Annotated in this window: 12 protein-coding genes; 3 read left to right on the top strand and 9 right to left on the bottom strand. The window is 71.1% G+C overall.

Features of this window, described 5'->3' with window-relative positions; genetic code table 11:
* The 3 genes from AS850_RS13560 to AS850_RS13550 are packed head-to-tail and all read right to left on the bottom strand — an operon-like array spanning position 1 to position 2,052.
* A complete protein-coding gene (locus tag AS850_RS13560; protein WP_119869598.1) occupies positions 1–1,104 on the bottom strand; it encodes a DegT/DnrJ/EryC1/StrS family aminotransferase in 1,104 nt (367 codons plus the stop codon).
* Positions 1,105–1,114: 10 nt separating this feature from the next.
* Entirely contained in the window at positions 1,115–1,747 is a 633-nt protein-coding gene (locus AS850_RS13555; protein WP_119869597.1) for a NeuD/PglB/VioB family sugar acetyltransferase, read from the bottom strand.
* Positions 1,744–2,052 carry a hypothetical protein gene (locus AS850_RS13550; protein WP_119869596.1) on the bottom strand — a complete coding sequence of 103 codons (309 nt, stop codon included), beginning with the start codon at positions 2,050–2,052 and terminating at the stop codon, positions 1,744–1,746. The genes AS850_RS13555 and AS850_RS13550 overlap by 4 nt, the downstream gene beginning before the upstream one ends.
* 69 nt (positions 2,053–2,121) lie before the next feature.
* Between AS850_RS13550 and AS850_RS13545 the strand changes: the two genes are divergently transcribed.
* Positions 2,122–2,514: a hypothetical protein gene (locus AS850_RS13545; protein ID WP_119869595.1), complete on the top strand. Its 393-nt coding sequence runs from the start codon at positions 2,122–2,124 to the stop codon at positions 2,512–2,514.
* Here AS850_RS13545 and AS850_RS13540 read toward each other — a convergent pair.
* A complete protein-coding gene (locus tag AS850_RS13540; RefSeq protein ID WP_119869594.1) occupies positions 2,511–3,173 on the bottom strand; it encodes a MerR family transcriptional regulator in 663 nt (220 codons plus the stop codon). The two genes, AS850_RS13545 and AS850_RS13540, sit on opposite strands and share 4 nt — an antisense overlap.
* An 83-nt stretch (positions 3,174–3,256) precedes the next feature.
* Here AS850_RS13540 and AS850_RS13535 point away from each other — a divergent pair, with 83 nt between their 5' ends.
* On the top strand, positions 3,257–3,784 hold the full coding sequence (locus AS850_RS13535; protein WP_119869593.1) for a DUF4188 domain-containing protein: 528 nt from the start codon (positions 3,257–3,259) through the stop codon (positions 3,782–3,784).
* A 60-nt stretch (positions 3,785–3,844) separates the two neighbouring features.
* Here AS850_RS13535 and AS850_RS13530 read toward each other — a convergent pair whose 3' ends face one another.
* From AS850_RS13530 to AS850_RS13515, 4 genes are read right to left on the bottom strand one after another with little or no spacing between them, the layout of a single operon-like run.
* Positions 3,845–5,761, bottom strand: a complete 1,917-nt coding sequence (locus tag AS850_RS13530) for a glycogen debranching N-terminal domain-containing protein (RefSeq protein WP_119869592.1) — start codon at positions 5,759–5,761, stop codon at positions 3,845–3,847.
* 55 nt (positions 5,762–5,816) lie between these two features.
* The gene (locus tag AS850_RS13525; protein ID WP_119869591.1) at positions 5,817–6,740 is read right to left on the bottom strand and encodes a carbohydrate ABC transporter permease; all 924 of its coding nucleotides are present in this window, start codon (positions 6,738–6,740) and stop codon (positions 5,817–5,819) included.
* Positions 6,737–7,876: a carbohydrate ABC transporter permease gene (locus AS850_RS13520; RefSeq protein ID WP_119869590.1), complete on the bottom strand. Its 1,140-nt coding sequence runs from the start codon at positions 7,874–7,876 to the stop codon at positions 6,737–6,739. Before AS850_RS13520 ends, AS850_RS13525 begins: the two co-directional genes overlap by 4 nt.
* A gap of 30 nt (positions 7,877–7,906) precedes the next feature.
* Positions 7,907–9,178, bottom strand: a complete 1,272-nt coding sequence (locus AS850_RS13515; protein ID WP_119869589.1) for a sugar ABC transporter substrate-binding protein — start codon at positions 9,176–9,178, stop codon at positions 7,907–7,909.
* A 240-nt stretch (positions 9,179–9,418) separates the two neighbouring features.
* Between AS850_RS13515 and AS850_RS13510 the strand changes: the two genes are divergently transcribed.
* Positions 9,419–10,444 carry a LacI family DNA-binding transcriptional regulator gene (locus AS850_RS13510; RefSeq protein ID WP_119869588.1) on the top strand — a complete coding sequence of 342 codons (1,026 nt, stop codon included), beginning with the start codon at positions 9,419–9,421 and terminating at the stop codon, positions 10,442–10,444.
* 480 nt (positions 10,445–10,924) lie between these two features.
* Here AS850_RS13510 and AS850_RS13505 read toward each other — a convergent pair whose 3' ends face one another.
* Positions 10,925–13,177: an APC family permease gene (locus AS850_RS13505; protein WP_236940725.1), complete on the bottom strand. Its 2,253-nt coding sequence runs from the start codon at positions 13,175–13,177 to the stop codon at positions 10,925–10,927.
* Between the last annotated feature and the right edge of the window lie 12 nt (positions 13,178–13,189).

Below are 13,189 nucleotides of genomic sequence, written 5' to 3'. Positions count from 1 at the left end.
TCAGGCCGTGACGCGGGCGAGCGTCTCGCAGACCCGGTCGACGTCGTCGAGCGAGAGCCCGGTGTGGAGCGGCAGGCTGATGCCGCGCGCGCTCCAGTCGTCGGCCACGGGGAACGGCCGCGCGCTCTCGAACGCCGGGAGCACGTGCATGGGGTAGAAGACGGGGCGGCTGTCGACGCCCTCCTCCTTGAGAGCCGCCATGACCGCGTCGCGGCGCTCGCCGTCGGCGCCCCTCAGGTAGACGTTCTGCAGCCACGGCACGGCGACGGTGCCCTCGGGGACCACCGCGAGGTCGACGTCGTCGAAGGTCGCGAGGTGCGAGACGTACCGGTGCGCCAGCTCCTGCCGCTTCGCGAGGAGGGCGTCGAAGCGCTCCAGCTGCGCGACGCCGATGGCCGCCTGGATGTTGGTCATGCGGTAGTTGTAGCCGACCTCGGGGAACCAGTAGCGACGCTCCGGGTCCATGCCCTGGCCGCGCAGGAGCCGCAGGTGCTTCTCAAGCGCCGCGTCGTCGGTGACGACCATCCCGCCCTCGCCCGTGGTGACGATCTTGTTGCCGAAGAAGCTGAAGATCGCGGCGTCGCCGAACGAGCCGACGGGCTTGCCGCCCACGGTGGCGCCGTGCGACTCGGCGGCGTCCTCGAGGTGGAAGAGCCCGTTCGCCTCGCAGAACGCGCCGATGGCGTGGACGTCGGCGGGGATGCCGTAGAGGTGGACCGAGATGACGCCCTTGGTGCGCGGCGTGCGGAGACGCTCGAGCTCGGCCGGGTCGATGTTGAGGGTGCCCGGCAGGGAGTCGGCGAGCACGGGCGTCGCGCCGCAGTACTTCACCGCGTTGGCCGTGGCGACGTAGGTGACGGTCGGCAGGATCACCTCGTCGCCCGGGCCGACGCCCAGGGCGAGGAGGGCGAGGTGCAGGGCGGTCGTGCCGTTGTTGGAGGCGACCGCGTGCTGCGTTCCGGAGATGGCGGTGAACGCCTTCTCGAAGTCGGTGATGAAGTGGCCGATGCTGGAGATCCAGCCTGTCTCGAGGCACTCCTGGACGTAAGCCAGCTCGTTGCCGCCGAGGTCGGGCTGCGCGAGTGCGATCGGGCTGTCGGTCATGGGGTGGATCTCACTCTCGTTCTTCGCGGACGCGTGCCGGGTTGCCCCACGCCCTGACGCCGGCCGGGAGATCGCGGACGACCACGGAGCCGGCTCCGACGACGACGTCGTCGCCGATGGCGATCCCCGGGATCACGATGGTCCCGACCCCGAGCATCGTCCTCGATCCTACGGTGACGGTGCCCGCGAGGTGACATCCGGGAGCGACGTGCGCGCCGTCGCCGACGACGTTGTCGTGGTCGACCGTCGCGCCCGTGTTGACGATCACGTCGTCGCCGAGGCGGCTCGCGGCGTTCACGATGGCCCCGTGCACCAGCAGGATGCCCGAGCCCAGGTCGACGTCGGGCGCCACGATCGCCGTCGGGCTGATGGCGTTCACCAGGGTGAGGCCGTCCGCGCGCGCCCGCACCGCGATCCTGCGTCGGAGGGCGTTGTCGCCGATGGCGACGAACGCCCGGTCGTGACCCTGCTCGCGGAGCCGGGCGAGGCCCTCCTCCTCCGGCAGGACGGGGATGCCGTCGAGGAAGTCGATCCCGGGGTGCGGCTCCAGGCAGGCGACGACGCCGATGCCCTGGCGGCGGAGGACGTCGACGACGACCTTCGCGTGGCCGCCGGCGCCGAAGAGGAAGACGTCGTGCGTCACGAGTCGTCGCGCCGGAGCCGGTCGACCTCGGCGCGGAGCTCCGCGACGGCGGCCGACTGCTCGTCCAGCTGGGTGCGGAGGGCCACGATGAGGCGGCGGTTCTCGGCGGCGGCGCGGTCGGCCTGCTCCCGGGCCTCCCGCAGGAGGCCCACGACGGTGTCGAGGCGGGCGCGCGTCTCCTGCGCCGCCGTCGACTCCCGCTCGGCCGCGCGCTGCTCGCGCTCGGAGGCGCTGCGCTCGAGGTCGTGGACGGGCTGCGACAGGAAGGTCCGGGTTCGCCAGGCGGCTCCGCGCAAGGGGTTCATGGTCTCGACGATAACCGGAACTCCCGCGTCGGCCGTCGAGCGCCGCCGTCCCGCTGCTAGTTTCGGCGGATGACCTGGCACGATCCCAGCGAGTCGCCGGCGCGCAGATCTCCGCGCGGACGGCAGTCGGGCGACCTGCTGCTCTTCGTCGAGCGCGTGGCCGTCCTGCTCCTCTGCGCGCTTCAGCTCGCCCTGTCGGCCGCGGCGTTCCTCGCCTGGGTGATCTCGACGATGGCCTACGAGACCTGCGGTCAGGGCCCCGGTCGGCTCCGCTGCGACTCCTGGAACTTCTCGCTGTCGCAGGGCCTCCTCTACGGCGGCCTCGTGGTGGCGGCCGCCGCCACCGTCTTCGGCCTCGTCGTGCGGAGCCGTCGCGAGAAGCGCATCTGGTGGGTCCCGCTCGCCGGCTGCGCCGCCGTCGTGGTGGTCGGCATCGCGGCCTCGGCCCTGAACCTCGGCTAGCTCGGGGGCGGTGACGCGCCCGCCGGCTCCGCGGACGACCCGCCCGCCCGGGTCGCCTCGAAGCGCTCCTGCGACGCGATCTGCTGGGCGATGCGGCGGAGGGCGAGGATGACCGGCTCCGCGAGGAGCGTCCCCAGGGTGACGTAGCGGATGGCGGCCTCGAGGGAGTCGAGGGGGACCTTCGAGAGCTCGGCCCCGGCCATCCTGCGCGCCGCGTCGCCGTAGGCGTCGAGGACCGTCTCGGGGAAGACGAAGCCCGCCGAGCGCGCCCCGTCGAGAGCGGCCGCCAAGCCTCCGAGGACGCGCGGGTCGCACTGGTCGAGCGGCCAGCCCCAGCGGTCGAGGAGGGCCTCCGCCTCGCCGGTGTCGACGTCGGCGTGGCCGGGCGGCGTGACGACCTCGTGGGCCCGCCCCAGGAGGTCGTGCAGCGACTCCGGTGGCGAGTCGACGGCGTGGAGGACGTTCCGCGCCTGCGCCAGGCTGAGCCCGGCCGTGCCGACGAGGGCTCGGATCAGTCGGAGGCGGGTGGCGTGCGACACGTCGTACTCGGCCTGCGTGGCGCTCGTCAGCGCGCCGTCGTGCAGGAGCCCCTCGCGGAGGTAGTACTTGATCGTCGCGGCGGAGACGCCCGTGGTGCGGGCCAGTTCTGCGAGGCGCATGGGATTCTCCCTCTCGACCCTTGACAAGGATAGTTCCACTCTCCAATATTGGCGAGTGTAGGTATCCAATCTAAGGAGTGATCATGGCCCGCGTCGAATCCGCCCGGATGACGCACCGGTATTCCGGTGAACTCGTCGTCTTCCTCATCGGGATGCGCATCAACAAGCCCTGGCGCGTCGACCAGTGGTTCCCGGTCTTCCTGGCCATGACGCCGATGCTGACGGAGCTCTTCCGCGATCGCGACTCGGGCCTCCTCGGCTACCGGTTCACGCTCACCGGCGGCGGCCCGCTGCTGGTCCAGTACTGGAGTTCGCAGGAGAAGCTCTACCGCTACGCGTCCGAGCCGCAGTCGACCCATCGGCCCGCGTGGTCGGCGTTCAACCGGCGTGCCCGCTCGGCGCCCGGAGCCGTGGGCATCTGGCACGAGACCTACCTCGTCGATCGCGCGGAGACGATGTACGTCGGGGTGCCGGTCTCCGGCCTGGCCAAGGCGACCGAGGCCGTAGCCGTGACCCGTCGCTCCGACCGGGCCAGCGACCGCTCCGACGCGGGCCGCACGCAGGGCGCTGCGCCGAGCGCGCCCCCGAGCGGCGCGCCGAGCGGCTCCTAGACCCTCGCGGTCGGCCGCGGCGGTGGTCCTAGGACCACCGCGACGACCGAGCGCGAGGGTCTAGCGGGGGAGGAGAGGCGCGTGCAGCGCCGACCACACCGCGACCGCCGCCGCCGCCGACCACGCCTGCGGGCGGCAGGCCGCGGGATACGGCACCGGGCGGGGGATCTCGCGGGCGTCGTCGCCGGAGTGGAGCTCGGGCATCCGGTAGTCGAAGCCGGGCGCGGCCGCGAGCAGCCCCTCGGCCAGGACCGCCGCCTCTTGCGCGAAGCCGTCCCGAGCGAGGCCGAGCACCGCGATGGCGGTGTCGTGGGTCCAGACGCTGCCCCCGTGGTAGCTGAGCGGCCAGTACCCGGTCGCGTCGGTCGACATGGTCCGGAGGCCGAAGCCCGAGGACATCTCGGGGGAGACGAGCCGATCGGCGACGAGGCTCGCCTCGGCCGGGGTCAGGAGCCCGGTGCCGAGGAGGTGGCCGATGTTGCTGGTGACGGTGTCGACCGGCCGCTTGCGCGCATCCAGCGCGATCGCCGGGTAGGCGCCCTGCGGGTCGTCGATCCAGAACGACTCCGCCACGCGGGACCGGAGCCGCGCGGCCCAGGCGCGCCAGGCGGCAGGATCCCCCGAGCCGAAGTGCTCGAGCAGGTCGGCGCCGTGCGTGGCGGCCTCGTAGGCGTAGGCCTGCACCTCGACCAGGGCGATGGGCCCCTCGGCGAGCTCGCCGGTCTTCCACTGGACGCTGTCGCCGGAGTCCTTCCAGCCCTGGTTCGAGAGCCCGTGCCCGGTCTCGTCGACGTACTCGAGGAGCCCGTCTCCGTCGCTGTCGCCGAAGTCGCGCATCCAGGCGAGCGCCGCCTCGAGGTGCGGTAGCAGCGCGCGGACCTCGTCGTCGGACAGGCCGTTCCGCCACGCGTCGTGCAGGAGGCAGACCCAGAGCGCCGTCGCGTCGACGGTCCCGAAGTAGAGCGGAGGGAGGCTGACGTTCTCACCCGGGATGGTGAGCGTCTGCGAGCGGAGCTCGTGCATGATCTTGCCGGGCTGCTCCGCGGTCTCGGCGACGCGCTCGGTCCCCTGCAGGCCGGCCAGGACACGGAGGGTGCCGCGCGCGAGCCGGAGGCCGTCGTCGACCGGGAGGAGGAAGCGCGCGGCCCAGACCGAGTCGCGGCCGAAGAGCGTGAAGAACCACGGTGCTCCTGCGGCCAGGAAGACGTCGTCGGGGCTCTCGACGGTCGTCAGGCGCAGGGCCTCGAGGTCGTCGAGGGCGCGGTCGAGCCAGCGCGCGAGGCGGTCGTCGCTCGCCGGCGGGTCGAGGGGTGCCCACCGCGCAGGATCCGCGACCCCGGCCACGACGGCCGTCGCGACGTCCGCGGTCACGTCGAACCCCACGGTGACGCTTCCTCGCGCGGGGATGGTGACCGACCACGCGAGCCGGATCCCGCCCGCGTCGCCGACGACGGCCGCTCCGCGCCCGTCGAGGGTCGCGAGGGCGTTCTCGCCCGACCAGCGGGCGCCGTCCGGGGTGACGACGGTCTCCGGGAGACTGCCGCTCGAGAGGCCGGCCTTGACCGTCTCCATGATCGTGGCGTCCGGATACAGGTCGATCCGCACCTCGGTCGTGACATCGCGATCGAGGCGCGACCGGAGCGTCAGGCGCTCGTGGACACCGGTCGTCGCGACGGTGCGGACGAGGCTCGCGCGCACGTCCGGGTCGGCGCCGGGGGCGTCGAGGCGGCGCAGGAGCGACTCGAAGCGCACCGAGGACGCGCTGAGCGGGACCGTCTGGATGTGCTCGGGTTCGGCCCCGCCGACCGTGAGGCGGAGCGCGGACACGAGGCGGACGTCGCCGAGGTAGATGCCGTGGATGGCGGCTCCGCCCATCTCCCCGTCGTCGGCCGACCAGGCCTGGGCGGGGGCCCGGAGCACGACGGTCTGCTGATCGAGGAACGGCTGGAGGGCGGTGTAGGGGAGGGTGTCGGTCATGGGGCGGCTCCGTCTTCGAGTCGGTGGTGGGGTGTCCCGGTGCTTTCCGGCCGGGTCATTCCTTCACGGCCCCGTCGCTCGTGTTCATGATCTTCTTCTGGAAGACGAAGAACATGATCGCGACGGGAATCGTCATCACGGCCGCGGCCGCGAGCTTGATCGGGAACTGGTTGCCGGCGGAGAGTCCGCCGGCGGCGAGGCCGGCGACGCCCTTGGTCAGGGTCGTCAGTCCGGGGGACTGGGTCGAGATGATGAAGTGGGAGAGCTCGTTCCACGAGCCCTGGAACGACAGGATGACGATCGTGATGAGCGCCGGGCGCGCCATCGGCAGGACGATCGACCAGAACACGCGGAAGGTGCCCGCGCCGTCGATGGAGGCCTGCTCCTCGACGCTCTTCGGGATCGACTCGAAGAAGTTCCGCATGATGAAGACGCCCGCGGCGTCGACGAGTAGCGGCACGATCATGCCCGCGTAGGAGTCGTACATCCCGAGCTGGTTGAGCACCAGGAACTTCGGGATCATCAGCACGACGCCGGGCACGGCCATGACGGCGATGAGCAGGGCGAAGATCACGTTCCGCCCGCGGAACTGCAACCGCGCCAACGCGTAGCCGGCGAGCGAGTCGAAGAAGACGCGCCCCGCCGTGACGAAGAGCGCCACGATGAACGAGTTCTTCAACCAGGTCGGGAAGTCGCTGTTGCCGAACAGGGTCTGGAACGCGGCCGTCGTCCACGTCTGGGGCACGAGCGAGAGCGGGTTCGCCGTCGCCTCCGGGTCGGTCTTGAACGCCGTGGCGACGTTGACGAGGAACGGGAAGATGTAGATCGCGGCGATCACGATCAGCACCGCGTAGAGGACGACGCCGCCCGCGATCAGGCGGCCGCTCCGGCCGGGGCGGGCAGGAGTCGCGGGGCGGGGTGCGGGGCCCTGGGGGGCGCCGGTGCCGAGCTTGTCGGCGACGGGGGCGGTGGCGGTCATCGGGTGGCGCCATTCTCGGGGACGGGACGGAGCGACGGGTCGTAGAGGCGCATCCTGCGCTTCGAGACGGCCCGTTCGCGGAGGATCGCGCGCTGGACGAGCGTCAGCACGACGATGATGACGAACAGGATGAAGGCGATGGCCGCGCCCTGGCCCCACTGCTGGTCCTGGAAGGCCGTCGTGTAGGAGAGGTACGACGGCGTCGTGGTCGTGCTCGCCGGGCCGCCCTTCGTGCCGGTGTAGATCTGGTCGAAGACCTGCCAGCAGCCGATGAGGCCGAGGGTCAGGACGGTGAAGAGGGTGGGCCGGAGCTGGGGCAGGGTGATCCGCCAGAAGCGCTGCCAGCCGTTCGCGCCGTCCATCATCGCCGCCTCCTGGACGTCGCCGCCGAGGTTCTGGAGCGCCGCGATGAAGAGGAGCATGAAGGTGCCGCTGGTGGTGAAGACGGCCATCAGGATGAAGGCGGACATCGCCACGGACGGGCCGGCGAACCAGTCCCACCACGACACCCCGAGGGCGGTGTGCTGCGTGAGGGCGGCGGGCCCGTTCTGCACGCCGACGACGCGCAGGAGCAGGTGGACGATGCCGTCGGGGTCGTTGAACCAGTTCGGGCCGTTCACGCCGATGTAGCCGAGCAGCTTGTTCACCGCGCCGGTCGTGGAGAAGAGGAAGAGCCAGAGGACCGTGATCGCGACCGAGCTCGTCACCGACGGGAAGTAGAACGCAGTGCGGAAGAAGCCGCGTCCGCGGAGGATCGAGCGGTTGACGAGCACTGCGAGGAAGAGCGACACCGCCGTCTGGATCGGCACGACGAAGAGCACGTACCAGGCGTTGTTGCGGAGCGAGGTGCCGAAGTTCGACTCCGCCAGGCCGCCGCCCGTCAGGATCTGCTGGTAGTTCTTCGTGCCGACGAAGGCGACCCCCGCGGAGAACGGCGAGCCGACCCCGGACCAGTCGGAGAAGCTGACCCAGAGGGCCATCAGCACGGGGACGAGAAGGAAGAGCCCGAGGATCACGATCGTCGGCGAGACGAACAGCCAGCCGGCCAGGCCCTGTCGGCGGGGGCTCCCCGAGCGGGGTCGGGGTGCCCCGCCGGGGCGGGACGGCGTGGGCGTCGTCGTTGTCGCTGCGGTCATGTCGCGCTCTCCCTTCTCGTTCCGGCCGGGCTACTTGGTGAGGACGGCCTGGAGGTTCTTCTGCGTCGCCTGCAGGATCGTCTCCGGGTCGGCGGTCTTCAGGCCGGCCATCTTCGAGTCGAAGTCGGCGATCACGGGGGCGGTGCCGTCCTGGTTCGGGACGCCCTTGGCGAAGTCCGCCGAGTCGAGGAACGCGGCGAGGTTCGGGTTGTCGCTCTTCCAGGTGTCGGCCGCCGACTTGACGGACGGCATGACGCCGAACTGCTTCGCGAACGAGAGCTGGTCGGAGGTGCTGGTCAGCTTCTCGACCAGGGCGAGGGCGGCCTTCTGGTTGGGGCTGTCCTTGGCGATGCCCCAGCAGTTGGTGAACTGCAGGGTGCCCTTGCCGGCGGGCATCTCGGCGACCGTGTACTTGATCGAGGGGTAGTCGGTCGTCAGCGCACCGGTGATCCAGTTGCCCTCGATGGTCATGGCCGCCTGGCCCTTGCCGAACGACTCGCCGCCCCAGCCGGTGCCGAGGTCGGTCGAGAACTTCGCGTCGCCGCTCTTCAGGAGCGACTGGAGGTAGGTGAGGCCGGCCGCGTTCTCCTTCGAGTCGACGGTCGCGGTGGTGCCCGCGGCGTTGGTCAGCGAACCGCCGGCCTCCGCCATGAAGGCTCCGACGCGGGCGTACTGCGGGCTGAGGGCGAGGCCCACGTGGCCGTTCGTCGTCAGCTTCTTCGCGACGGTGGCCAGCTGGTCCCAGGTCGTCGGCACGTCGGCGTCCGTGAGACCGGCCTGCTTCCACTGGTCGGTGTTGATGATGAGGCCGAGGGTCGAGAAGTCCTTCGGAGCGCAGTAGAAGGTCTTGTCGACGGTGAAGCTCTGCACGAGGGTCGGGAAGAAGTCGCCCTTGTTCTTGAGACGGTCGCCGTAGGCCAGGATGCTGCCGTTCTTGGCGTAGCCCGCGAGCTGGTCGGTCGACAGGTAGAACACGTCGGCGGGCTTGCCCGAGGCGAAGCCCTGGCTGAGCTGCTGCGGGAGGTCGCTGGCCACGCTGACGGTGGCCTTGGTGCCGCTCGACTTCGACCAGTCGGCGACGGCGCCGTCGACGGCGTTCTTCTCCGCCGAGCTGCTGGATCCGATGAGCACGCTGAGCGCGTCGTTGCTCGAGGTGAGGGGCGCGTCGCTCGAGCCGCTGCCCGAGGGGGAGCTCGAGAAGCCGGAACCGCAGGCGGTCAGGCCGAGGGCGGTCGCGGCGGCGATGGCGCCGAAGGCGAGGAGGCGGGCGGACTTCCGCGCGGGGACTCTGCGTCGTTGCATGGGGGTTCTCCTTGTGAGGTGCTGCTGTCGCGGCTCTGCGAACGATCGTCCGGGATCGGGCTGCGGTCGGGAGGCGCTCTCTCGAGCCGCGACCGGTAATTTGAACGATCAAACTTTCTGGGTGAGACTGTAGGTCGGGGGCCGGGCACCTGTCAAGCGGGGTCGGTTCGCGGCGTCGGTGGCGGGCATCCTGCGCTCCGGTAACGTACGGGGCACGAGTCCGACACACGAGGAGGTGCCATGTCGCGACAACCGACCGTGTACGACGTGGCCGAAGCGGCGGGGGTGTCGCGGCAGACCGTCTCGAACGTCCTCAACGCGCCCGACATCGTGAAGGGGGCGACGCGGGAACGCGTCGAGAAGGCGATCGCCGAGCTCGGATACCGGCCGCACGCCTCCGCGAGGCGCCTCCGCACGCGCAAGAGCTCGACCCTCGGGGTCCGGCTCGACCCGGTGCTCAACGGGATCTCGGGGGCGGTGCTCGACCGGTTCCTCCACGCGCTGACGGAGCGGGCGGATGCGCGGGGGCTGCGGATCCTGCTGTTCACGGCCGCCGATCCCCTCGACGAGATCGCGCAGTTCCAGCGCCTCCTCGACGGGGCCGACGTCGACGCCTTCGTGCTCACCTCCACGATTTACGACGACCCGCGCACCGAGTGGCTCATCGCCCACGAGGCGCCCTTCGTGACCTTTGGGCGCCCGTGGGGGATCGACGACATGCTCGACCCGCGTCACCGCTGGGTCGATGTCGACGGCCGGCACGGCCTGGCCGAGGCCACCCGCACGCTGCTCGAGCTCGGCTCGACGCGGATCGCCTACCTCGGCTGGCCGCCCTCGTCGGGCGCCGGCGACGAGCGCCGCCGCGGCTGGTTCCAGACGATGACCTCCGCCGTCCCCGGGCTCTCGCGGGACGAGATCGCGGCGCTGGAGCTCGTCTGCGAGGACGACGTGGGGCTCGCCTCGGAGGCCGTGCGCGGGCTGCTGGCGAGCGGGACACCGGTCGACGGGATCGTCTGCGCGAGTGACACGCTGGCGCTCGGAGCGCTCATGGTGCTCGGGTCGAGCGTGCCGATCGTCGGCTACGACAACACGCCCGTCTCGGCCGCCGTCGGGCTGTCGAGTGTGGAGCAGCCCCTCGAGGAGGTCGCTGCGGCGGCCCTCGACCTGCTGCTCGGCGACGAGCCCGGGGACGTGGTGCTCGGCGAGCCGGCGTCCTCGCTCGACCCGCGCCACCGGCTCCTGCGCCCCCGTACCGTCTGGCGCTAGCGCCGGTGCGGCTGCGCACGGCGCGGCCGCCCCATCGCCCCGCCGCCGTGTGGCCCGGCGAGACTCCACGACTCGCCGCTCATGTTCGCGGAAGCGCGCACTTCGTGGAGTGTCGGCGGGATGCCGCAGGGTCGCCCCCGTGCGGCCCGGCGAGACTCCACGACACGCCGCTCACGTTCGCCGAAACGCGCACTTCGTGGAGTGTCGGCGGACTGCCGCAGGGTCGATCCCGTGTGACTCGGCGAGACTCCACGACACGCCGCTCACGTTCGCGGAAACGCGCGCTTCGTGGAGTGTCGGCGGGCTGCCGCAGGGTCGACCCCGTGTGACTCGGCGAGACTCCACGACACGCCGCTCACGTTCGCCGAAACGCGCACTTCGTGGAGTGTCGGCGGGCTGCCGCAGGGTCGACCCCGTGTGACTCGGCGAGACTCCACGACACGCCGCTCACGTTCGCCGAAAAGCGCACTTCGCGGAGTGTCAGCGACCCGCGGACCCGCCGTCGTCCGGCTTCCGGGTCGGAGCGCTCGCGCTGTTACGCGCCGTGGACCGCGCCTGAACGGCCTTGCGCCGCGCCTTCGACGCCGACACGCCGCCGCCGCCGGAACCGGGACCGGTACCGCTGCCCGCACCGGCCCCCGAGCCGCGCCCGGCGTCGACCCCGGCCATCGCCTGGTCGCGGGCGCCGACGGCCTGCGCGTTCGCTTCCTCCTGCGCCACCGCGGCGGCGGCGTTCTTGTGCGTCATGCGCGGCAGGGGGCGGATCGGCTCGCCGCGGCGGTCCTGGCCGGGGAGCACCCGCGAGCGCCGCCCGTAGAGGAGCTCGGACGAGTCGAGGAGCCACGGCACCAGGGCGACGGTGACGCCGTGCGCGAGCATGAGGCGCTGGCGGATCCGGCGCGACCGGTGGTTGTGGAGGAGGCCCTCCCACCAGTGCCCGACGATGTAGATCGGCGTGTAGACGGTGACGACCTCGGCACCGAACTCCTCGCGGTGCGCCTTGATGTACTTGATGACGGGCACCGCCACGTCGCGGTACGGCGACGGGATGATGATGAGCGGCACCTGGATGTTCTGCTCGTCCCACTTCTGCTGCAGGAGCGCGGTCGACTCCTGGTCGACCGACACGTGGATCGCCTCGAGGGTGTCGTGCCGCGCCGCGATGGCGTAGTCGAGGGCCTTCAGCACGGGCTTCTGCATCTTGCCGACGAGGACGATCGCGTGGTCGCCGGTGGCCCCGAACGTCGTGGTCGCGTCGACCTCCACCTCGGCGTCGACGTCGCGGTAGTAGCGGTTCACGCCGAGCATCAGCAGGAAGAGGATCGGCATGACCACGAACACGATCCACGCGCCGTGCGTGAACTTCGTGATCGTCACGACGATGAGGACGGTGGCGGTCATGACCGCTCCGACCAGGTTGATGGCGAGCGAGCGCTTCACCTGGCCGCGGTCGGGCGTGCCCTCGCGCAGGAGCCGGATCCAGTGCCGCACCATGCCCGTCTGCCCCAGGGTGAACGAGACGAACACGCCGATGATGTACAGCTGGATCAGCTGCGTCACATTGGCGCGGAACACGAGCAGGATCACGCTGGCGATGACCGCGAGGACGATCACGCCGTTCGAGTAGATGAGGCGGTCGCCCCGGCTGTTGAGGGCCTTGGGCGCGTAGGTGTCGCGGGCGAGGATCGAGCCGAGCAGCGGGAACCCGTTGAAAGCCGTGTTCGCGGCGAGCAGCAGGACGGCCGCCGTCACCGCCTGGATGACGTAGAACGGGATCGTCGCCGCGCCGAACACGCTCGTCGCGACCTGCGAGATCAGGCTCGGCTGCGGGGTGTTCGCGCAGTTGGCGAGGCCGATGAGGTCGCAGGAGTTCTCGGCGTAGTGGACCCGGGCGATGAGCGCCACGGAGACGAGCCCGGCGAACAGCACGATGGCGATGCCGCCCATGAGGACCAGCGTCTTCTGCGCGTTCTTGACCTTCGGGAAGCGGAACGCCGGCACGCCGTTCGCGATCGCCTCGACGCCGGTGAGGGCCGAGCAGCCGCTGGCGAAGGCGCGCAGGAGCAGGAGCACGAACGCCGCGTGAGCCACGTTGTCGCCCTGCACGGTGAAGCTCGCGCTCTCGGCGACGGGCGGGTTGCCGAGCGCGGTGCGGACGAGCGCGGTCACGATCATGATGAACACGCTGGTGATGAAGAGGTACGTGGGCACGGCGAACGCCTTGCCCGACTCCCGCACGCCGCGGAGGTTGACGGCGGCGAGGAGGACGACGAAGAAGATCGCCATCTCGACCCGGATGCCGTTCAGCTCCGGCACGGCCGAGATGATGTTGTCGACGCCCGACGCGACCGACACGGCGACCGTCATGACGTAGTCGACGAGCAGCGCGGAGGCGACGACGAGGCCCGCCTTCTCGCCGAGGTTGGTGCGCGCGACCTCGTAGTCGCCGCCGCCGGACGGGTAGGCCTTGATCAGCTGCCGGTACGACAGCACGACCACGATGAGGAGGACGACGACGGCCGTCGCGACCCACGGCGCGAGGGTGAGGAATCCGAGTCCGCCGATCAGCAGGATCATCAGCAGCTCCTGCGGCGCGTAGGCCACGGAGCTGAGGGGGTCGCTGGCGAAGATGGGGAGGGCGAGGTGCTTCGGGAGGAGCTGACCTTCGAGCTTCTCGGAGGACAGCGGCTCTCCGATCAGCCATCGCTTCGGAGACCGTAGGTCGTTAGTCACGAGCGGCGAGCC

Source organism: Frondihabitans sp. 762G35 (assembly GCF_002074055.1).
Lineage (GTDB): Bacteria > Actinomycetota > Actinomycetes > Actinomycetales > Microbacteriaceae > Frondihabitans.
This window is presented reverse-complemented; position numbering and strand designations above follow the sequence as displayed.